Source organism: Clostridium collagenovorans DSM 3089 (assembly GCF_900130005.1).
GTDB lineage: Bacteria > Bacillota > Clostridia > Clostridiales > Clostridiaceae > Clostridium_D > Clostridium_D collagenovorans.
Window position 1 is genome coordinate 78,533 of sequence record NZ_FQXP01000003.1, and the last position, 22,516, is coordinate 101,048.

23 protein-coding genes are annotated in these 22,516 nt (G+C 27.9%); 14 read left to right on the top strand and 9 right to left on the bottom strand.

All coding sequences use genetic code 11. The features are described from left to right. Positions 1-514 precede the first annotated feature (514 nt). The 5 genes from BUA48_RS00455 to BUA48_RS00475 all read left to right on the top strand — a co-directional run bounded on the left by BUA48_RS00455 (position 515) and on the right by BUA48_RS00475 (position 5,062). Positions 515-1,198: a DUF5680 domain-containing protein gene (locus BUA48_RS00455; protein ID WP_072828917.1), complete on the top strand. Its 684-nt coding sequence runs from the start codon at positions 515-517 to the stop codon at positions 1,196-1,198. Positions 1,199-1,216: 18 nt separating this feature from the next. Further along, positions 1,217-2,086: a methionyl aminopeptidase gene (locus BUA48_RS00460; protein ID WP_084665983.1), complete on the top strand. Its 870-nt coding sequence runs from the start codon at positions 1,217-1,219 to the stop codon at positions 2,084-2,086. Between the two features lie 150 nt (positions 2,087-2,236). After that, positions 2,237-2,746, top strand: a complete 510-nt coding sequence (locus BUA48_RS00465) for a ClbS/DfsB family four-helix bundle protein (RefSeq protein WP_072828922.1) — start codon at positions 2,237-2,239, stop codon at positions 2,744-2,746. Between the two features lie 146 nt (positions 2,747-2,892). Further along, positions 2,893-4,149, top strand: coding sequence for an alpha/beta hydrolase (locus tag BUA48_RS00470; protein ID WP_072828924.1), 1,257 nt, complete (start codon positions 2,893-2,895; stop codon positions 4,147-4,149). Positions 4,150-4,291: 142 nt separating this feature from the next. Further along, the gene (locus BUA48_RS00475; RefSeq protein ID WP_072828927.1) at positions 4,292-5,062 is read left to right on the top strand and encodes a DUF2087 domain-containing protein; all 771 of its coding nucleotides are present in this window, start codon (positions 4,292-4,294) and stop codon (positions 5,060-5,062) included. A gap of 226 nt (positions 5,063-5,288) precedes the next feature. Here BUA48_RS00475 and BUA48_RS00480 read toward each other — a convergent pair whose 3' ends face one another. After that, complete coding sequence (locus BUA48_RS00480) at positions 5,289-5,909, bottom strand: VanZ family protein (protein ID WP_242944282.1); 621 nt, start codon at positions 5,907-5,909, stop codon at positions 5,289-5,291. A gap of 408 nt (positions 5,910-6,317) precedes the next feature. Between BUA48_RS00480 and BUA48_RS00485 the strand changes: the two genes are divergently transcribed. The 3 genes from BUA48_RS00485 to BUA48_RS00495 are packed head-to-tail and all read left to right on the top strand — an operon-like array spanning position 6,318 to position 8,872. Continuing rightward, the gene (locus BUA48_RS00485; protein WP_072828932.1) at positions 6,318-6,878 is read left to right on the top strand and encodes a class I SAM-dependent methyltransferase; all 561 of its coding nucleotides are present in this window, start codon (positions 6,318-6,320) and stop codon (positions 6,876-6,878) included. 12 nt (positions 6,879-6,890) lie between these two features. After that, positions 6,891-7,577, top strand: a complete 687-nt coding sequence (locus tag BUA48_RS00490; RefSeq protein WP_072828934.1) for a response regulator transcription factor — start codon at positions 6,891-6,893, stop codon at positions 7,575-7,577. Then, positions 7,574-8,872, top strand: coding sequence for a sensor histidine kinase (locus tag BUA48_RS00495; protein WP_072828937.1), 1,299 nt, complete (start codon positions 7,574-7,576; stop codon positions 8,870-8,872). The genes BUA48_RS00490 and BUA48_RS00495 overlap by 4 nt, the downstream gene beginning before the upstream one ends. A gap of 125 nt (positions 8,873-8,997) precedes the next feature. Here the strand turns inward: BUA48_RS00495 and BUA48_RS00500 are convergent, their stop codons facing one another. The 3 genes from BUA48_RS00500 to BUA48_RS00510 form a co-directional block, all read right to left on the bottom strand. Continuing rightward, positions 8,998-9,633 (bottom strand): VTT domain-containing protein, encoded by a 636-nt coding sequence (locus tag BUA48_RS00500; RefSeq protein ID WP_072828939.1) that lies wholly within the window; start codon positions 9,631-9,633, stop codon positions 8,998-9,000. A gap of 267 nt (positions 9,634-9,900) precedes the next feature. Continuing rightward, on the bottom strand, positions 9,901-10,557 hold the full coding sequence (locus BUA48_RS00505) for a FusB/FusC family EF-G-binding protein (protein WP_072828942.1): 657 nt from the start codon (positions 10,555-10,557) through the stop codon (positions 9,901-9,903). Between the two features lie 210 nt (positions 10,558-10,767). Next, the gene (locus BUA48_RS00510; protein ID WP_072828945.1) at positions 10,768-11,046 is read right to left on the bottom strand and encodes a CD3324 family protein; all 279 of its coding nucleotides are present in this window, start codon (positions 11,044-11,046) and stop codon (positions 10,768-10,770) included. Between the two features lie 474 nt (positions 11,047-11,520). Between BUA48_RS00510 and BUA48_RS00515 the strand changes: the two genes are divergently transcribed. Beyond that, positions 11,521-13,296 carry a carbohydrate-binding domain-containing protein gene (locus BUA48_RS00515; protein ID WP_072828948.1) on the top strand — a complete coding sequence of 592 codons (1,776 nt, stop codon included), beginning with the start codon at positions 11,521-11,523 and terminating at the stop codon, positions 13,294-13,296. A 203-nt stretch (positions 13,297-13,499) separates the two neighbouring features. Here BUA48_RS00515 and BUA48_RS00520 read toward each other — a convergent pair whose 3' ends face one another. From BUA48_RS00520 to BUA48_RS00535, 4 genes are all read right to left on the bottom strand, one after another. Then, positions 13,500-14,699 (bottom strand): sensor histidine kinase, encoded by a 1,200-nt coding sequence (locus BUA48_RS00520; protein ID WP_072828951.1) that lies wholly within the window; start codon positions 14,697-14,699, stop codon positions 13,500-13,502. A 2-nt stretch (positions 14,700-14,701) separates the two neighbouring features. Next, entirely contained in the window at positions 14,702-15,373 is a 672-nt protein-coding gene (locus BUA48_RS00525; RefSeq protein WP_072828954.1) for a response regulator transcription factor, read from the bottom strand. 89 nt (positions 15,374-15,462) lie between these two features. After that, positions 15,463-16,152: a DUF4956 domain-containing protein gene (locus BUA48_RS00530; protein ID WP_072828957.1), complete on the bottom strand. Its 690-nt coding sequence runs from the start codon at positions 16,150-16,152 to the stop codon at positions 15,463-15,465. Next, positions 16,146-16,898: a polyphosphate polymerase domain-containing protein gene (locus tag BUA48_RS00535; protein WP_072828958.1), complete on the bottom strand. Its 753-nt coding sequence runs from the start codon at positions 16,896-16,898 to the stop codon at positions 16,146-16,148. The genes BUA48_RS00530 and BUA48_RS00535 overlap by 7 nt, the downstream gene beginning before the upstream one ends. A gap of 172 nt (positions 16,899-17,070) precedes the next feature. Between BUA48_RS00535 and BUA48_RS00540 the strand changes: the two genes are divergently transcribed. The 4 genes from BUA48_RS00540 (at position 17,071) to BUA48_RS00555 (ending at position 18,994) form a co-directional block, all read left to right on the top strand. Next, positions 17,071-17,286, top strand: coding sequence for a hypothetical protein (locus BUA48_RS00540; RefSeq protein WP_072828961.1), 216 nt, complete (start codon positions 17,071-17,073; stop codon positions 17,284-17,286). A 96-nt stretch (positions 17,287-17,382) separates the two neighbouring features. Then, a complete protein-coding gene (locus BUA48_RS00545; protein WP_072828963.1) occupies positions 17,383-17,643 on the top strand; it encodes a TfoX/Sxy family protein in 261 nt (86 codons plus the stop codon). A 30-nt stretch (positions 17,644-17,673) separates the two neighbouring features. Then, positions 17,674-18,186: a kinase gene (locus BUA48_RS00550; RefSeq protein ID WP_072828966.1), complete on the top strand. Its 513-nt coding sequence runs from the start codon at positions 17,674-17,676 to the stop codon at positions 18,184-18,186. 118 nt (positions 18,187-18,304) lie between these two features. Next, positions 18,305-18,994: an HAD family hydrolase gene (locus tag BUA48_RS00555; RefSeq protein ID WP_072828969.1), complete on the top strand. Its 690-nt coding sequence runs from the start codon at positions 18,305-18,307 to the stop codon at positions 18,992-18,994. Between the two features lie 152 nt (positions 18,995-19,146). Here the strand turns inward: BUA48_RS00555 and BUA48_RS00560 are convergent, their stop codons facing one another. Next, a complete protein-coding gene (locus BUA48_RS00560) occupies positions 19,147-19,932 on the bottom strand; it encodes a peptidylprolyl isomerase (RefSeq protein WP_084665985.1) in 786 nt (261 codons plus the stop codon). A gap of 1,110 nt (positions 19,933-21,042) precedes the next feature. On the opposite strand from BUA48_RS00560, the gene BUA48_RS00565 reads away from it, so the two are divergent. After that, on the top strand, positions 21,043-22,431 hold the full coding sequence (locus BUA48_RS00565) for an alanine/glycine:cation symporter family protein (RefSeq protein ID WP_072828972.1): 1,389 nt from the start codon (positions 21,043-21,045) through the stop codon (positions 22,429-22,431). Positions 22,432-22,516: the final 85 nt, after the last annotated feature.

The window sequence follows — 22,516 nt, forward strand, 5'->3', positions numbered from 1 at the left end:
GAATTAATTAAAATAGCCTCTAGAGTATGTATAATTTAACATACTCTAGAGGTTATTTTATATTTTCATATATTCATTTAAATCAATTAAGTATAATAAGATAAAATAACTTAATACATATTTTTAAGCTTTAAATAATAAGGAGAATCTTATGAGTTTATTAAAAAAATATTTTAATAATAAAGGACAAGTGAAAACAAATTAAAATGTATTTACTAAAATTATATATGAATAATAGATAACCAATATAGAAATAAATCCTTAGGCATAATTTAATAGTGCTTATAAGAAAACTAAAGTGTACCTATAAGTACATGTTTTTCTTTAGTTTAATTTTCTAATAAACTTTCGATGATTTTTTAGATGTGATTTGAAAACTTTAAAGTGTGAAATGAAAGCTTTGGCATAAAGGAAATTACTATTTAAAAGCTACTTGTGGTTGTCAATTTTGCTACATTAGGTTGGTAGAAATATACTGATAATAATAGTATACTGATTTTAGAGGTGATTAAGAATGAGTTTTCATGAGCAGGTTCAAACATTAAGAAAATCAAGAGGGTTATCTCAAGAAAAATTAGCTGAAATAATAGGTATTTCAAGACAAGCTGTTGCAAAGTGGGAAGTTGGACAATCATATCCGGATATTGCTAAGCTAATTGCATTAAGTGATTTTTTTAATGTAAGCATAGATAAATTGGTAAATGACTATGAAGAGAATTGTCATTTATGTATAGAGCCAAGTAAAGTCAGTAGTATAAATGAAGAAGTTATAGATTTTTTATGTAGAGCTAAAAAGTCAACATATTCGGGAAATGGTCTGGAAAGTAAATCTTCAAGACCTAGCTCACATGATTTTGAATATATAGAAGGTGAATTTAAATATATTGATACATATTTAGGAGGAGAACAATTTTCAGGAGAGGAAGCTTTGTGGAAAAATGATACTCCATTATGGTCAATGAATTATGTAGGCAGAATTTTAGATGAAGCATTTTCAGTGAAGTTTTTAAAAGAGGTTTTAAATTTAGTATCTAGAGATTATCCTTACCGAGGCCCAATTATATATGAAAAGGGTCAGTACAAATATCATTGTATTATTAATGGAGAATTTGATTGGTTTCAAGGGTATGAAGAAATATATTTTAATAATAGTAAAGTTTATGAATGTTTTTTTCATGGTGGATCAATTAAATTATAAATAAATGGAGGATATTTTATTATGTTAAATAGAAATGATAATTGTTGGTGTGAAAGTGGTCTGAAATATAAAAAATGTCATTTAGAATTTGATAAAAAATTAAGAGATTTAAGGAGTAAGGGGTATATTACACCAGGTATAGAACTTATAAAAACTAAGAAACAAATTGAAGGTATAAAAGAAAGTGCAAAGATTAACAATGGACTTTTAGATTTGATTGGTGAGAAGATTAGAGTAGGTATGACGACTCAAGAAATAGATGATTTAGCATATAACTATACCATATCTAATGGTGGAATTCCTGCACCGTTAAATTATGATGGATTCCCTAAAAGTATTTGTACATCAATAAATAATGAAGTATGTCACGGGATACCCAGTAAAGATGTAATACTTAAAAGTGGAGATATTATAAACGTGGATGCAACAACGATATTTAATGGATACTATTCAGATGCATCAAGAATGTTTATGATTGGACAGGTAAGTGATGCTGCTAGAAAATTAGTTGAAGTAACTAAGGAATGCTTAGCAATAGGTATAAGTGAGGTTAAACCTTGGGGTTTTTTAGGGGATATAGGAGCTGCAATTCAAGAATATGCTGAGAGTAGAGGTTATTCAGTAGTTAGAGAATTTGGAGGACATGGTGTTGGATTAGATATTCATGAGGAGCCATTTATTAATCATTTTGGAAAAAGAGGAACAGATATGATTTTAGTACCTGGTATGGTATTTACAATTGAACCTATGATAAATATAGGGGGTCATGAGGTCTTTGTAGATGAAGATAATGGATGGACTGCTATTACAAAGGATGGGTCTCTTTCAGCACAATGGGAGCATACAGTTCTTGTAACTGAGGATGGGATAGAGATAATATCACAATAAAGATGGATAACTTATTGTTATCTTAAAGACGAAAAGCTTTCTCTTTTACAAAAGTAATTTAGAAGTTAAATATTATGGTATAAGAATAATTAGACTTGAGGAAAAAAGTTATAATTTAAATAAATAATGATACAGGGGATATGCGAGTAAATGGTAGAGTATGAAAATAGAGAGGAACTTATTTCAGAGATTTCAAAGCGTGCAAAACTATTTATTAAAGAGTTTAATGATATTGATGAAAAGTATAAGGACAAGTTAATTGAAGGTGTGGATAGAACTCCAGCCCAAATGATTTCATACCAGTTAGGATGGATGAATCTAATACTTGATTGGGAAAATAAAGAAAACCAAGGGGAAGTCGTAATTACACCAACACCAGATTATAAGTGGAATAAGCTTGGTGGATTATATGAAAGTTTTTATGAAGAATATAATAAGTATACGCTTAAAGAACTATGTGCTATGTTTATAGAAACAGAGTACAAAATTATTAATTTAATTAATAACTATACAGATATTGAGCTATTTCAGTCAGAAGGGAGAAAATGGGCATCATCAACACCTTCTAATTGGCCAATATGGAAATGGATTCACATAAATACCGTTGCTCCCTTTAAAACTTTCAGGAGCAAAATAAGAAAGTGGAAGAAATCTATTTAAGGGAATTGATTAAATATGGTATGTAAAACATTAGATTGATTAATTTGAAAAATAAGGATATAATTATCTAATAATTCCAAAGTCTATAAGTCGTGTCTGATTAGCAAAGATGAAAGATCATATCTTAACAATTTGGAGGTATAGTTATGAATAATCCGGTATTTAAAAATAAATTAATTGAAGATTTAGAAAATAAACTTGAACATAATCAAAGTGAGGCTGTAAATGAATTTTTACAATATATTCAAGACAATGGGACGCCTTTGATAGAAAAAATTGAAGGGGACAATGATAATTCCTTGGTTACTTTTATCTATAGTGCTGAAAAACAATTTGAAAGCGTATTAATATTTACTAGTTTTCTATTTGATTTTGCGAGTGAAATAGAAAAATATAAACTTAAACAGATAAAAAACACAAACTTATGGTATATAACTTTTAAAGTTATGAATGATATAAGATATGTATATACTTTTATTCCTAATGAATGTGAAGAAATTGAATTTGAAAAGGTTTGGGAAAATAAGGAGTATGATAAGTTTAATGAAAAGAAATTTATTTGGGAAGGCATAGATAATGGAAAGGATTTAATATATAGTTATGTTGAAATGCCGAAGGCTAAGGAAGACTTTTGGATTAAAGAAAGAATAGATATTAATAAAGGTACCATTGAAAATTATAAGTTTGAAAGTATAAATTTCAATTCACCTCGAAACATAGATGTATATATACCTCATGAATACAATAGAGATATGACTGAATATAAATTTATTGTTTTTACTGATGGTACTGCATATACTGATAAACTTTCAGCTAAAAATGTATTAGATAATCTAATAGCAGATAAAAAAATCCCACCAGTAGTTAGTATATTTGTTGATTCTGAAAGTGAAAGTAGGAGAGAAGAACTGAGATGTAGTGATAAGTTTTGTGCTATCATAGTTAATGAAATACTTCCATGGATAAGAAAAAAATATAAAATTTCAAATAATCCTGAAGATGCTATAATAGCTGGACTTAGTCTTGGAGGATTAACTGCATCTTATATGGGATTAAAACATTCTGAGACCTTTGGAAACATAATCTCACAGTCAGGCTCTTATTGGTACATACCTGTTGATGAGGAAGAAAAATTTAATAATAATAAAGAGAATAATGATTGCTGGATGAGTCTTCAGTTTAAGTCCGTAGATAAACTTCCACTTAAGTTTTATATTGAGGTTGGTATTATTGAAAAGCACAATATGAGAAAGAATAATTCTAACTTAAAAGATACTTTAATCTCTAAAGGGTATGATGTAAACTTTGAAGTATTTAAAGGTGGACATGATTATTTATGTTGGGGAGAAAATTTAGCTAATGCTTTGATTTCAATTTTAAATGTTAATGAGATAGCCTTGTAATTCAAGGCTATTTTTTATAGTCAAAACTCTTGAGCGTTGCATAATATATAGATGATTAATAAATAAGTTTGTTTATATATAGACAAAATTGAAAAATAACCATATAATTTATATAAAGTATTATATAAGGGGAGTTTATAAAATGAGTGAAAGCAATAAGGAATTATTTTGGGATGCAACAATTGGAGAGGTTAAGAAGGGGTATATTGAATTAGAAGATGGTTATAAGTGTATAATTTGTGAAAAGGAATTTACAAAGGGAAGAATATATGAGATAAATTCCATTCTATATGATGCTAGAAAAGCTACAGAGCTTCATATAGAAGAAAGTCATGGTTCCACTTTAGAGTATTTACTTGGAATGAATTCTAACTTTACAGGGGTATCGCAGGTACAACAAGAGGTTTTGGTGCTTATGGCATCAGGATTAAGTGATAAAGAAATTGCTACAAAGTTAGGAGTGGCACAGTCTACAATAAGGAATCATAGATATAAGTTACGTGAAAAAGAAAAGCAAGCTCGATTATTTTTAGCTATGATGGAATTAATATCATGTAATACAAATAAAAAAATAAATAAATTAGATAAGGATACTTTATGTGATGCTCATAAAACGGCAACTACCTTAGATGATAGATATAATGTTACCGATAAAGAAAGAGAAACTACAATTAAAATCTATATGGATGAAAATGGGGCAATGAAGACTTTTCCATCTAAAGAAAAGAAGAAGCTAATAGTTTTATGTGAAGTGACTAAAAACTTCTCAAAGGGTAAAAAATACTCTGAAAAAGAAATAAACAGAATCCTAAAAAGAATTTATGAGGATTACGCAACTATTAGAAGATCTCTTATAGAGTACGGCTTTCTTGATCGTGCCAATGATTGCAGTAGCTATTGGGTAAAGGAATAAAAGAATATATAAGAAAACCTTAGAAAACTTTTCAAAGAAGTTTTCTAAGGTTTTTTAGCTTATATTTCTGTAATATATAGTTACACAAATTTACTATAAGGTTATTACTAATTTTATTGAGTAAAAGAAAAAATGACATATAGTATAGTTAGAAAATATACCACATAAAAACTGTATAGGTCAATATGATAATAGTTTTATTTTAAACTATTATCATGCATGCATTTTAACTTATTAAAGTACATATAACTGTTATAGCCACGTACATGTATGGTTCTAATTTTAAAATTAAACTGTCCTTATTAGAAATTTCAACTACTGTGTTACTAGATAATTTAAGGAAGACTTTTCTAAGAACTTTAAATATAAGCCATCCTAAAATAGCTCCTAAGGAATTCATGATTAAATCAGTAACATCTGTACCACGACCATTAGTGAATAATTGTCCAAATTCAATAATCATAGAAAAAATTAATCCATAACATAGAGTGGGTAAGAAATTTCTAAACTTTTGCCAAAGTGTCGGTAATAAAAAACCAAAGGGCATAAAGAATAATATATTTAATATAGCAGAAATCTCAAATCCATCTGAAAATGGTATTAAATTAATATTAGGATTAAATATAGGCTTATTTAACTTAGAGAATCTTTGCCATTCACTTAAACAAGGAAACCCTACCACCTCTTTTAAGGAAATCATAAGATACAATATAAACAAGTATCCAAAGAAATAATGCTGCCAGTATATTTTCTTATTAAGCGTTTTACTGCTTTTATTTAAAAAAATATTAAAAATAGTTATTAGAAAAAATGGTAATAGCATTGCTATTATGTAACTTTTCATCATAAAACTCATCTCCATAGTTTGATAATAAATTTAAAGTAGCGTAGTAAAATTTACGGTGTTTTAATCATCCCAATATAGCATAACAACTTAAGCGAAAAATTATCTTAACAAAATATTACAATAATCTTAATTCTGTAAAATATTTATAAGGTAATAAGGAGCCTTATTAGGTATATAGGGAGGAACATAAAAATTATTATAAGAAGAATAAGCTTCATTATAATTTATATTTTAAGGGTTCAGAAAGAAATTTGAGCTTAAATATAGTTTAGAGAAGAAGATTAATTTCAATGAGTAATAAGATGATATATTTACAATCTTAATAATTCTTAATAAATACTAAACCAACTTTTTAATAATTACTACATATAATGGGCTTATTAAGTTGATTATAAGGGGAGATATTTGATGAAAGTTAAGTTTTTAATTCAGTATTTATTACATCCTAGAGCTACAGGAGCAGTTTTACCTAGTTCACAAAATCTATCTTCTAAAATTATTAAGAATATAGATTTTAAGGCTTGCGATTGTATAGTTGAATTTGGACCAGGTACAGGGGTTTTTACAAAAGAAATCTTAAATAGATGTAAGAAAGATACTACAATTATATTAATTGAATACAATAAGGAGTTTTATAAAATATTGAAGAAAAAGTATTATTACATGGAAAATGTGCATGTAATAAATGATTCAGCAGAAAATATTAATCATTATATAAATAAATATGGTATAAATAATGTAGATTATGTTGTATCAGGATTACCCTTTGCAAGTTTGCCAAAGGATATGACGGAGAAAATATTAGTTAATACTAAGAGTGTACTTGGGCATAAAGGCACCTTTATTATGTTTCAATATACAAAGTTAAAAATGTCATTAATAAGAGATTATTTTAAAAATATTAATATAAGCAGGGAGTTAATAAATATTCCTCCAGCATACGTTTTTACCTGCACAAATAAATTATAAGGAGAGGATACAATGAAAGGATATATTCTTATAGTTGATGATGATGAAAATATAAGAAACTTATTAAGTATTTATTTAGAAAATGAGGGCTTTAAAACTATAAAAGCAGAGAGTGCAAAAAGAGCTATTGAGTTTATAGAAGAAAAGGATATAGAGTTAATACTTTTAGACATTATGATGCCAGAGTTAGATGGAATAGAAGCTTGTATGAGAATTAGAAAAGAAAATAATATGCCAATAATTATGATATCTGCAAAGTCTGAAGATATGGATAAAATTCATGGATTAACAGCAGGTGCAGATGATTATATTACAAAGCCTTTTAATCCCTTAGAGCTTATAGCCAGAGTAAAATCACAGCTTAGAAGATATCAAAAATATAACATAGCTAACAATGATTCAAAGATTACAATTGAGATTGGAGAATTAATTATTAATACTGATACTAGACAAGTGTGGATTTCTGAAAATGAAGCAAGATTAACACCAAAGGAGTTTGATATTCTAGAATTACTTGCAAGAAATAAGGGGATTGTTTTAAGTATAAGAAAGATATATGAAGAAGTTTGGAAAGAGGAGTTTTTCAAATCAGATAATACTGTATCAGTACATATAACTAATTTAAGAGAGAAGATAGAAGCAGACCCTAAGGCTCCAATTTATATAAAAACTATATGGGGAGTAGGTTATAAAATATGATTAAGGGAAAAAAACTTAGATTAAATTTAGTTTTAGGAGTGCTTGTAGGGTTTTTTATATATCAGTTTGCAATATGTGAGGGATTTGCTGTGCTTGTAGCAAAACATCAAGGAACAGGTGGATTATTAGAAATACCCTCTAAAGATATTGTTGTACTTAGAGTTTTAGCCTTAATATTATTTGGAGTTATTATTTTAGCATTTAATACTAAGAAATTTAAAAAGATAAATTTAAATAAAATGAGCTTATATCTAGTGTTTTCAATTATAGTTTCAGTTATAGTAGCTATTGAGTGTTGTGTTATTACTATGTCATTTATTTTAAGGTTGTATCCCAATATAGATAAAATAATGATGAATAATTATTTCTTAGCAATAAATTCAGTTTTCCTTCTTATTTTTTTTGGTGTTGGGATATTTTTAAGTATTTTTGTTATGTTAGTTAATAGAAAAGTAAAATATATTAAATTTATAACTAAAGAGGTTAAATTAATTAAAGATGAGGGCTTTGGTAAAACAATTGAAGTTAAAGGTAAGGATGAAATAGCAGAACTTTGTGAAAGCATAAATAATATGTCAGTTGAATTGCGTAAAAAAATAGACCATGAGAAAAACATAGAAAATGCCAAAAATGAGCTCATAACAAATGTATCTCATGATTTAAGAACACCACTTACCTCAGTAATAGGATATGTAGACCTGTTAAAAAAGAATGGATTCGAGGATAAGAAAGTCTTTGATGATTATATATCCATTATAGATGAAAGGACTAAGAATCTTAATAGATTAATTAATGAGCTTTTTGAATATACAAAGCTAAATAATAATGATATTAAATTGAATTATAGTAATGTTGAAATAGGCTCTTTAGTAGAGCAATTAGTTGGAGAATACATACCTATTTTAAATAAAGATGGCTTAGAAGTTGAGAGATGTATTGAAAATAAAGATATATTTATAGATATAGACGTAGAAAAAATAGTAAGAGTTCTAGAAAATTTATTAATCAATGCAAAAAAGTATAGTGTAAAAAACACTATGATTTCAGTAAAACTATTTAGTGAAAATGATAGTGTTATAATCTCTATAGGAAATAAGACGCAAAATATATGCGAGGAGGATTTAGAAAAACTATTTGAGAGGTTTTATAAGAGAGATAAATCTAGAAACAATCAGGATAGCTCAGGACTTGGATTATCAATTGTGAAAAGAATAATGGAACTTCATAATGGTGATATAACAGTAGGACTTAAAGAAGATATTATAGAATTTAAATTAATATTGCCATTAAGATAAAATGATACTGTTGCACTAAACCTTACTTTCTAAAGGTATTAATGCAACAGTATCATTTTTTAACATTGATTTAAACATTTTAATTAAACATTGATTTAAATGTTTGATTTGAAGTTCATTAATCATTATATTGAAGATTTAATTTTACGCCAAATCATAAAGGAGTAGTATGATATAAGTAGTAAAATTAAAAGAGCTATAAGTTTAAACCAAGATGCTTCAGTAAGTCCACTCCCTAAGAAACCATATAAGAATATAAGTGGTGCATCTACTAAAACAATTAGTGCAATACATTTTTTATAACCTAAATTTATATACCCAGCTGTAGCTGTTATTAAATCAGAGGGCGTAACAGGACATATTATTCCAAGAGCTAAAATCTTATAACTATAAGTTTTAACTAGTTCTATAATACTCGGATTTTTGCTAATCCAATTGTCTTTAAGTAAGTTTTTATTAAAATATACACCTATGAAATACATAATACTTTGAGAGAAAAACAGTGCTAAAAGTGACAATATAAAGCTTGTATATGGACCAAAGATAACACTTCCTATTAGTATAAAAACTGTTTGAGGTATAAAAATAAGAACTCTCATAGTAGATATAAATACAAATAGTATTTGCATTTCAATATAATTTCCCTTAATAATAGAAATAAATTTACTACTATCTTTTGAGAGAAAGCCCATGTTATATAAAATTACTGCAATGCTTATCCAAAGCAAAATAATTAAAAGTAACTTAATTCCTTTTTTCATCATAAGTCTCTCCTTTAATCGTGATAAACCTATTGTAAAAAGGAAACTTTAAGATTTAATAATAAAAATTATTAAGAATTATTAAGATATATATTTTAATAAAAACTCTTCAATATATTTAATTAGATAAGATCAGTTCAAAATAAATATATTGAAGAGATTATGAGAGGAAAACTATAAATTGCAATAAAAAATTGAACTAATTTAAGTTTATTATCTAAATTAGTTCAATTTGCTTAGAGTTCATATATTTTATTAAAAATAATATCATTTTATATTATTTACTTCCTTTAAAAGTTCTTCTAATTTTTCTGTTGATGTAATTCTTTCATTGCATTTTTTGCTATCTAAGCATATATGAAAACCTATAGATTTGTAAGCATCTGAATTGCTACTTGAGGTTTTGCATATAGGGGAAACGAAGGCCACATCATTTTCAGAAGCGACGTGATTGCAAAGTGTGCAGACATTTGCAGTAGATGTGTTTGTTTCAGAAAGTCTACAAGACATACCAACTAATTTTCCATTAAGATTATAAGCAATAAGTAGTTTTTTAATTCCAGGATCAATCCATCCTAAATACACAAGTTTTGAATCCTCATTTAACTTAGGAAGTTTAAGTTTCTTTTCCTTTCTAAATAGTTTACTAAGAGCTGCAGAACTTATCTTAGGCATTCCATACACATAGGAATCAAGTTCTTTTAAATATCCATCTATTTTAATAGGATCAATTAGCTTATCAATATTAAGTATGGATTTTTGGTCTTCAGTAAGCGTATTAAATTGATTTAGAATTTTATTTTGAATATGTGCTTTAGTAGTGGTAACAATCATTGGATCAGGACAGTTTCTAAAGGTACTATTCAAGTCAAATAAACATTTACATATATAATTAAATTCATGCTTTTTTATAAAAGCTTCCATAATTTTAACACCTCATTTCAATAAAAAAAGATAATTATTATTTTCTAAATAAATAGAGTAATAATAATTATCTTTTATCTGTATTTTATAATGAACTACTCATTGTATACATATTTAGAATTAATTATTAGAACTTTTAATATGATATTACTCTAAAAGTATAACATCAATAAAAAGCTAGCTTCAAACTAATAAATAAGTATGTATTGATTATGAGCATTTAGTTTTCCTATCACTTATAATTCTTCGTATGCTTTTATCTGATAAATAATATTCTAAGGAAAGCTCATTAATCGTACTTCCTTTAAGATATTTCTTATAAATTTCAGAATTTCTAATTTTAAGGCTTTTCTTTATTCCACTTTTTTCACCCCAAGGTGCACGCTTATTTTCTTTTGCAGGAACATAAAGAAATTCTCCCTCAACATATTCTTGTATTATTTTAATAATTTCTGGTGGTAACACATCTAAAGCTTTTTTATATTTCATATCAGTACTCCTTAATATTTAATTTAATTATTAAATCAAAGAATACAAAAGGCCATGCTGTGTCACGGAACCTAAAATATATTGTTTTCAGCTAATTTAAAGGTTTAGGCTCCAAACAAAGCATAGCTGCTTTTAGTAATCTCTGAAAGGAGCAAGCTGATTTACAGCTGAATGTATAAGTATATACTTTCATAAGAAAACACCTCCAATATGTAAAATATTATATCATTAAATAAAAAAATATATAAGATTTTTTGTGATTGCTATAAAAATACCTATACATTTAATTAAAAAATTTTTATTCATCTTTATAAATAGGAAAAATCTCAATTCATGATGGGAAATATGTTGTAGTGGAAGATAGCTCTTATAATGATTACCTTATAAAAACTAAATTTATTTAAGATTACTTTAAGGTAGGAATGTTATTCTCCATATATAAAAAAGAGTATCTTTATACAAGGAGGAAAAATCATGAAAAAGAAACTTATAATGATGCTATTTGCAATTTCTATATGTACTAGTGTTGTAGGTTGCACAAAAAATGAAAACACAAAAAATATAGATAATACTTCAGCAATAAGCGAAAACAATGAAGCTAATGAAGTGGATACCACGATTCAATTAGGTGATGAAATAATTATAAATGGTGATGGTGCAGTAGCAGAAAATAATAAAGTTAAAATTACATCATCAGGTACTTATGAAATAAGTGGAAAATTAGAAGAGGGACAGATAATTGTAGAAGCAGGAGATGAAGATAATGTTGACATTATATTAAATGGAGCTGAGGTAAGTTGCTCTAATAGTTCACCTATTTATATTAAAAATGCAAAGAATGCAAGTATTAAATTATTAGAAGGCACAGAAAGTAAAGTAACTGATGGAGCTAACTATGTTCTAGAGGATACAGAAAAAAATGAACCTGATGCAGCAATCTTTAGCAAATGTGACTTGAAGATAAAGGGTACGGGTTCTTTAATTGTTGACGCAAATTATAATAATGGAATAGCAAGCAAAGATGATTTAGAAATTAAAAATGGAAATATTACGGTTACAGCAATTAATGACGCAATAAGGGGAAGGGATTCAATAGTAGTAACTGAAGGTGTATTTAACATAAACTCTGGTGGAGATGCGATGGAGTCTAATAATGATGAGGATGCCGAAAGAGGATATATAACAATCGATGGTGGAAAGTTTAATATAAATACATCTTCAAAGGATATAGCTACACAAAGTTCTAAAGGAATAAAAGCTATTACTAAAATCACAATTAATAATGGAGAATTTGAAATTAATTCTGCTGATGATGGAATCCATTCTAATGGAACTATAGAGGTTAATGGAGGAAATATTAATATTTCTTCAGGTGATGATGGAATACATGCTGATTCAACTTTAGATATTAATGATGGAAACATAAATATTTTTAAGTCTTATGAGGGATTAGAGAGTGAAACAATAAATATAAATAATGGGAATATATGTATAGTAGCTAGTGATGATGGTATAAATGCATCAGGAGGCAATGATGGTTCTGCTATGAATGGTAGACCAGGGCAAAATAAATTTCAAGGAGCAGGAAAAGGAGCTATTAATATTAATGGTGGTTATGTTTATGTGAATGCGAATGGTGATGGCATTGATGCAAATGGTTCAATTTCTATGAGTAATGGAACTGTTATTGTAAATGGACCAGAGGATAATGGTAATGGGGCTTTAGATTATGATGGAAGCTTTGATATGAAGGGCGGGATTTTAGTAGCAGCAGGAAGTTTAGGAATGGCACAAAGTCCAAGTACATCCTCTACTCAAAACTCTGTTAATATAATGCTGAAGCAGCAAGCAGCCAATACTTTAATTCACATTGAAAATGAGAATGGAGCAGAGCTTCTAACTTTTGCGCCAAGTAAGACATATCAATCAGTAGTTATATGTTCTCCGGAAATTAAAATGGGAGAAAGTTACAAAGTTTATCTTGGAGGAACGTCAACAGGAGCTTTAAAGGATGGAGTTTATTCTAATGGAAAGTATTCAGGAGGTACAGAAAAACTAAGCTTTACGGTTTCAAGCAATGTAACAACGATATCTGAGGAGGGGGTAAATGTAGGAAAATTTAATAATAAACCAGGGGAAGGCCAAATGCCAGAAGGTAGACCACCTATGTCGGGAGCAAAACCTCAGATGCCAGTAGATGGAGAAAAGCCAAAGGAAGATATGGTAAATGAAATTAAACCTAGAGAATAAAATAAATTTGAATCCATGTAATGTATAATAAATAAAGATATATATTGTAATCAATATATATCTTTATTCTGTAATCAGAGTTCAATCTAAATATGATTAAGATTGTTTAGTGGAATATATTATAGTAATACTTTTACTTTTAAAATTTAAAAGTAGAAAACAAATAACATATTATGTGTAAATTTAAATGAATGCAACTCAATCTATTTAAGTGGCAGTTCAACCATAAAGGTGGCACTTTCATTTACAATACTTTCAGCATAAATTTTGCCATGATGTTTTTGAACTATTGATTTAGCAATAGAAAGTCCTAGGCCATAGCCACCAGTATATCTAGCTCTAGAGATATCAACTCTATAAAATCTTTCGAAAATCTTTTCTAAATTTTTCTTTTCAATACCTTGCCCAGTATTTCTAATGGATAATTTAACTTTATTATTTTCTTCATAAAGATTTATGTTTATTTTTCCATTTTTAGTTGTATATTTAATTGCATTATCCAAAAGAATATTAAATAACTTCTTTATATCTTCAAGTTCAGCACTTATAATTATATTTTTTATAATAGTAGATTCTAACTTAATATCATTTTCAAAAAGAACTGCCTCAAAGGATAAAAGAGTATTTTCTATTAGTTTGCTTAAATCTATCTGTGAAAAATTAGCCCCTTGCTCTTCGGTATCTAACTTAGTTAATGATAGCATCTCATTAATTAAGAGTGACATTCTATTAGTTTGAGAATCTATGTAATTAAGCCATTTAATTTGATTTCTAATAGTATCATCAGAGTTTTCGAGTAATACAGAGGAATTAGTTTTTATTATAGCTAAAGGTGTTTTAAGCTCATGAGAAGCATCAGCAATAAATTGTTTTTGCTTTTCAAAGCTCTCCTTTATAGGCTTGATGGTCTTACTAGTTAAAAATATACTTACTCCAAAGAGAATAATTAAAACAAAAGATCCCATAAGTAAAAACTCTTTTAGAATATTTATAAGTACTTCCTTTTCTTTGCTAATATCAAAAAAAGCTATTTTTGTACCTATAGGCATAGACTTTTTTAAGAACATATAAGTATTATCTAAAAACTGTATTTTATTAGAATTCCCATTAGTAGATAGAGCCATATCAACTAAGTTAGGAATATCAGAAGCATTAATAAACATGTGCGAGTTACTATTAATTATTTTATTATTAGAATCAACAATAACTGATAAAGTATCCTTTGGCATAGATTTTCCTGTATTAGGTTTTGAATCCATTATAATAGAATTTAAATCCATTTTAATTTTATTATTCATATTAGCGGCTGTATTAAAATAAATAAGACTTAATATTGCAATGAAAACAGTGGTTAGTAAGCACATATTAATTATTATTAAATTCCTTTTTAATTTTCTAAACATAATTATTCCTCCAGTCTATACCCAACACCTCTTATAGTAGATATAGTTATTTTTGAACCTATATGAGATAATTTTTTTCTTAAAAAGGAAATATAAACTTCTATATTATTGTGTTCTACATCAGAGTCATAGCCCCAAACCTTAGCTATTAAATCATCTTTATTGACAACATTTTTAGGTCTTTGCATAAAATATCTAAGTATTTCAAATTCCTTAGAAGTTAATCTTATGGAATCAGTAGCGGTTTCTAAATCATAGGATTGTATGTTTAAATTTACATCACCAAAATGTAGTATATTTTCATTAATTACTTCACCTTTTCTTCTTGTAAGGGCACGTAGGCGAGCTAACAACTCTTCAGGAGCAAAGGGTTTTACTAAATAGTCATCTGCACCAGCATCTAAACCAGTTACTCTATCTTCAATTTGACTTTTAGCAGTAAGTAATATAACTGGAGTGGATATAACTTCTTTTCTTAATTTACGCAACACTTCTAAACCGGTTAATTTTGGAAGCATAATGTCTAAAATTATTACATCATAAATATCTGTTAAAGCATAATCAAGTCCATCTTCCCCGTCATAAACTGCATCAACGGAAAATTTATTTTTTATAAGAATTTCTGATAAAGCCTCAGAAAGTTGTTTTTCATCTTCTACTAGTAGAAGCTTCATAAAATCACCTCTTTTTAAATTTACCCTATTCACCTAAATTGTAACATAGAATTTTGTATGAGAAAAAAGGCTGTTTAAAGCAGCCTTTGTTAAGCATAAACCCTTTCTTCAAAGCCAGAAAGCATAAGTGATATTTGTAGATTTCCATTTATACATCTTAGTTCATCAATAAGATTTTTCTGATTCATATCAGACTTTATATTTATAATATATTGTAACTCAAACAAAGCACCAAAGTCCTTAGTTTTTATAGAATCTATATGCCAAGAAGTTGTGTACTTATTAAGCACCTGATCAAAGGCACCATTAAAGTTTAAGTCCTCTGGTATTATAATTTTTAACTTAGCAGTTTTATGTTTAGGCATTGCATATTTACTTTTATCTAATATTACAAGTAAGGCACATAGAATGAATGTGACGATAACAGCGTAACCTATGTATCCCATACCACATGTAAGTCCAACAGCTAAGGTGAAAAATACATAAGCAATATCCTTTGGATCGCCAGGAGCACTTCTAAAACGTACCAAAGAAAATGCACCAGCCAAGCTAAATGCTCTTGCGATATTATTTCCAACTAATAAAATTATAATAGATATAATTATTGGTAACATTATTAAAGTTATAGTAAAGCTAGGAGTATAGCCTTCCTTTTTATGAGTAATTATATATGCAAAGCTAATTACTAGGCCAAGAAGGGTAGATGAAAAAATAATGATTAAGGTGTTTACCAAGGTAAATGATTCACCACTGGTAGATGATATTATGGTTTCTAACATACTTTATCTCTCCTTTTATGATGAAAATCTTTTTTATTTAAACAATAACTCATAAATTCATTTCCATATTTAGAATAATGAGTACTGTATATAGCTAGTTCTGAAAGAATATTGGTAAACCACAAGGGGATGGCACCTAATATTTTAACTTCCATTAAGTAAAAACCTTCTTTGAGAATTGGATATCCAAAGGCTCCTTCTTGTAATGAAAGGCAATCACGTCTTGCTATAATATTTGTATCAAAGGTCATTCGGAAGTTTTTATCATTCTTAGCGAAAAAGGCTTTTCTACTATAGCTAATGTAAACCCTTGGATAAACTTCATTTTGTTTTAAATAATAACTTATTTCATTAAGTACTTGATTGTTTACATAATCAGTATTAGAAGGTCGTTCTTCTGACTCTAAAAATTTATAGGTTTCTTCAAGAGTTAAGATAACTCTTCTTTTATTTACAACACCATTAATTTTCTTTTTTAGTTCTAGAAATACTTTATCATTATGTTTTGCAGGAGATTTATAGCTTCTTAACCTAAGCTTTTCTTTATAATAAGGTTTAGATAGTGAGTGTCTAATTACATCATTATTTTTAGTATCGTAATATATATTATAAATATTGTAATCATTATCTAAATTGCAGTGACTATCAAAGTTCATATAATTTAATAAAATAGGCAACAAGATATTATACTGCTCCTTGCTTAATATAAATTTTTTCTCATAACGTTTAAAAGATTTAATAGCCATGAAATATCCTCCTTGTATTGTGTCTATGTATTAATTATAAGAATTCAACCTTAAACAAACCTTAAAAACATATATTGTTGAATGATTTTAGAAAGTACAAATTGCAAATATCAATATATAGATTTTTATAGAATAGGTTATAAATAATTTTTTATTATATAAATTTAAGAAAGTGAAGTGGAATTCTGTAAAGCGTTATAGAAATAAGATATTTAAGGTTTTATTTATAAAGTTTGCAGTATTAAATGAATTAATTTATGATATTATGAAAGATGAAATATATAAACAAGAAGAAGAAAATACAAATAGTATAGAGCAAATCAAAAGTCAATATGATTATAATAGCTTTGAAGATGAAGCAAAGCTTATAGTAGATAATTTAAAGTAAGCTTCACATCAAAGATTTATATGAAAACACATGATATAAAAATTTAATTTAATCAAAGTAAAGTTTGCAGGTTAAAATTTAGAAGGGGAGAGTATCATGGGAGAACTATCAAAACTACCTAATATTGGCGCAGCGGTTGAAAAGCAACTAAATAAAGTAGAAATATTTACTTATGAGGAATTGAAAAATGTTGGTGCAGAAAGTGCGTGGCTAAGGATACAAGAAATTGATGCTTCAGCATGTATTCATAGATTGTTAGCATTGCAAGGTGCAATAGAAGGTATTAAAAAGACAAATTTATCACAGGAAAAGAAAGCAGAACTAAAGAATTTTTATGAGGTCCATAAGCGTAAATGATAATTTAGAAAATTGAGAGGAATAAGGTTTATGGGGAAGGATGCTAAGTTAATAATACTAAGGGGTAACTCTGGAAGTGGTAAAACTACAACAGGTAAAGCCTTGCAAAAAAAGCTTGGACATGGCACAATGCTAATTTCACAGGATGTAATTAGAAGAGAAATATTATTTGTGAAAGATGGTCCAGAGACAGAAGCGCGTAAATTGCTACTTGAACTTGCTTTATATGGGAAAGAAAATTGTGATATTGTAATTTTAGAGGGTATTTTAAACTATGAGTGGTATAAAGATTTATTTGAAAAGTTATCATATGAGTTTGAAAATCAAGTTTTTGCATATTACTTTGATATACCCTTTGAAGAAACTCTAAATAGACACAAGCAAAAGCCAAATGCGCATGAGTTCGGAGAAAAAGAAATGAGAAAATGGTGGAAGGAAAAAGACCTCTTAGGTATTATTCCAGAAAAATTACTTTGGAAAGAATTAAGCTTAGATGAAATAGTTGATTTAATCTATGAAGAGGTTATAAGGGAACGGACTTAGTATTATTTAAATCTTTTGTATATCCAAAAGTGTTATATATTTAAGGAGAATGTTATATAAATCATAAAGTAAAGCTATTAAGCTGGTAAATTGGGCATATATAGGGGGTATATTTTATATGAAGAATGTTAAAGCAATTTTGTTTGATTCAGGTAGAACGCTAAATGTTCCTAGAACAGGACACTGGTTTATAACTCCAAATTTCATTAAGATAATTGAAAAGGAAGGTTTTGTGTATAGTGATGAGCAGCTAGATGAAGCAATGCAAAAGGCTTATGATCACATTAGCAAAATTTTAGTGGTGAAAACAGAAGAAGAGGAATATGAGATGTTCAAGGAGTTTTATGAAATTGTATTAAAAGAACTGAAGTATCCTGATATAAGTGATGAAATTATTGATTTATTAGCAAGGGATAATGTTTATAATGATGAAAAATTTTTCTTCTTTGAGGATGTGGAGCAGTCTTTAAAGATACTTAAGGGAAAATATTTATTAGGTGTGGTTTCAGATACATGGCCATCTTTGGAAAGGGTATTTATAAATAAGGATTTACGAAAATACTTTTCAACCTTTGTTATGTCATCAGTGCATGGCTCCTATAAAGCAGAAAAGGTTTTATTTAAAATAGCTATGAAAGAATTAGGAATTACTCCTGAAGAAGCAATATTTGTAGATGATAGTGAATCTAATCTACAGGCTGCAGAGGAGTTTGGAATGATCCCAATATTAATAGATGTGTATGATACAAAGGATTTAGAGAGTAAATATAAAATAATACACTCCATAAGTGAACTTATAGAAAAGTAATTATAAAAACTTTAAGTTGATATTATGTATTTTTAAGTAAGTACATTTTATCAAGTGCATAGTGTGAATTTAAGTAAGTATAAAATAAAAGAGCTACAGCTAAGAGAGAAGTCCTCTCAAGTGTTGTAGCTCTTTCTAAGTTTAAATAAATATTACTCTTCGTATTTAACTAATTCAGCTTTATCTATAGTTATATCTTTTACAGGCTTATCTTTATCTCCAACTTCAGTATTAGCTATTTTATCAACGATGTCTAAGCCTTCAAATACTTGACCGAAAACTGAGTGTTTACCATCTAAGTGAGGTGTACCACCGATTTCAGCATATTTGTCTACAACTATTTTAGGAAAGTTACCAGGGTAGCTTTCATCAACTTTCTTCATTTGATCTATGATAGAATCATCTACCTTAGAATTTTCAACTATGAAGAATTGGCTTCCGTTTGTTTTTGGCTGGCCAGTGTTAGCCATAGATACGGCACCTTTAAAGTGACGAATTGCAGGGTCTATTTCATTATCAAATGGTTCACCCCAAATACTTTGTCCGCCCATTCCTGTACCTTCAGGGTCTCCACCTTGAATCATGAAGTCCTTTATAACTCTATGGAATATAACACCATTGTAGTAACCTTTGTTTATTAATCCCTTGAAGTTTTCAACTGTTTTAGGAGCTATATCAGGAAATAATCTTATCTTAATATCTCCTTCACTAGTATGAAGAACAGCTATTTCTTCACCCTTTGCAGGTTTTTCAAGTTGAACTAAATTATCTGGAACAGGAAGTGGTTCAGGTTTTTCCTCTCCAGAAGCGGTTTTATCATTATTTTGATTTTGTGATTTATTAGTATCATCTTTAGGTGCATTTTTGTCTGATCCACAAGCAACTAAAGAAACACTAAGAATCACTGCAGTAACTATAAGTGATAGTCTTTTTAGCATTAATTATCAATCCTTTCTTAAATGTTATAATTTATCTTTAGATAAGGCTTGAAATCAGGCCTTAAAATAAATCGTTAAAATATCCTACAAAATTAATAGTCATTAAATTAGATAAAAGTGCATAAAATTAAATAAATATACTATTTAACAATGCAGCAAAGCTTCATATATGTAGGTTTCAAAAAAATTAGACATAAAAGATAGAAATAAATTATCAATTATTAAGTGATAAAAATAATTAATAATTTCCTTTTTAAGAAAAACTTAATCAAAAATATGTTTCCCAAAAGCTACTATTTTATGAATATTTCTTAAGGTCAATGAAGTTACTATGTAAGTACAAAGTTGAATTACCTATAAAAAATAAAACTTGAAAATATATAAGTTCTACTTAATACTCCACATTAAATTAATTATTGAATTTATTCCATAATTAATTTAATATCCAAAAAGAATGAAGATTCTTTATTAGAATATATATCTTGTAATATTAAAACTACATTATTTTACTTTAGATTTTATTAAGGGATTTAAAGCTGTGTATATAACTATAGTCTTATATATTAAAAGATAACTGGAAAACATAGTAATAAGCATATTCATAAACATAATACTATACTTGAAGTATATTTGTATAGTTAAATAAAGGAGATAACTAGAAAATTAAAGAAAAGTTAATTAATATTATCTCTTTGAAGTTATTTGTAGTAATTCGAAGTTGCAAAATTCTTTCAATGAAAGTATTATATAAAGTATAAAAGTAATAACTATTCACTTTTAGAATAACTATATAGTTAAAAAAATAACAATCCAATTCATGAAAATATTAATAATTCTTAAGAGAAATGCGTATTATTTATTAATAAACAAACAATACATGTATAAAATGTTAAAAAAATCATTATAAGAAATGAATAAATGTTAAAAAATAAGTTAACAAAAGTTGACAAAGTTATTACAAAATGATAAATTATAAGAAAGATATGTGCATATTAATACAAAATACTAAAATCAAAACACAGAATATTTAGAAATATGAATTAAAAAATATCATATTTTTGAATAGAAATAATACTTAATTCATTTAACATAATTAGGAGGGGTATGTGTATGGAGATGTTAACCAATATAGTAACGACTATTAACAAATATTTATGGGATTATATTTTAATATTCTTATTATGTGGAACAGGGATATATTTCACTATCAAATTTAAATTTGTTCAAGTAAGAAAATTTGGACAAAGTTTTAAAATGACCTTTGGTGGAATTAAGTTTGGTAAGAAGGCAGGAAAAGAGGGGATGTCATCTTTCCAAGCTCTAGCAACATCTATAGCAGCTCAAGTTGGTACTGGTAACTTAGCAGGTGCTGCTACAGCAATAGTTGCAGGTGGACCTGGTGCAATATTCTGGATGTGGCTTAGTGCTTTCTTCGGAATGGGTACAATCTTTGCTGAGGCAAGTTTGGCTCAAAAATATAAAGAGACTGTAGATGGGGAAGTTACAGGTGGACCAGCTTACTATATTAAGAATGGTTTAGGATGCAAATGGTTAGCAGTAATATTCTCAATAACAATTATATTAGCTCTTGGATTCATAGGAAATATGGTACAAGCAAACTCAATTGGTGATGCATTCAGCACAGCATTTAATATTAAACCTGTAATAGTAGGTATAGTAGTTGCTATATTAGCAGGGGTAATCTTTATTGGAGGAGTATCTCGTATAGCATCTTTCACAGAAAAAATAGTTCCAATTATGGCACTTTTCTATATAATTGGATCAGTAGTTATAATAGCGATGAATTACGCAGAAATTATTCCAGCATTTAAATATATTTTTGTAGGTGCATTTAGTAGCAAGGCTGTTGTAGGTGGAGCTTTAGGTGTAGGTATTAAAAAAGCAATGAGATATGGGGTAGCAAGAGGATTATTCTCAAACGAAGCTGGTATGGGTTCAACACCACATGCTCATGCTGTAGCAAAGGTTAATCATCCTGCAGAGCAAGGTTTAGTTGCTATGATGGGTGTATTCATTGATACTTTTGTAATATTAACATTAACTGCATTAGTTATTATAACAAGTGGAGCTTTAGGGGCAACAGATGCAGCAGGTAAGACTTTAACTGGTATCAGTTTAACTCAAAAGGCATTTGAAATGGGAATGGGTAATTTCGGAGTAACATTCATAGCAATAGCATTGTTATTCTTTGCATTCTCAACAATAATAGGTTGGTATTTCTTCGGTGAAGCAAATATTAAATTCTTATTTGGTAAAAAAGCTTTAACTCCATATAGAATCTTAGTTATGGTATTCATAGTTTTAGGATGTGTTGCAAAGGTTGATTTAGTATGGGACTTAGCAGATACATTTAATGGTCTTATGGTTCTACCAAACTTAGTTGCATTACTAGCTTTAGGTGGAGTAGCAGGTAAGCTGCTTGTAGATTATGAAGGTAAGAAAAATAAAATAGGTGAAAAAGAAAAGGTTAAAAAGTAACCTTGAAAATATAAGTTTTTAAGTTCTCAATAAGGGTTGTTTAAATGTAGCAAATTTAAAAGAAAGATATGAAATTTTAAAAGCT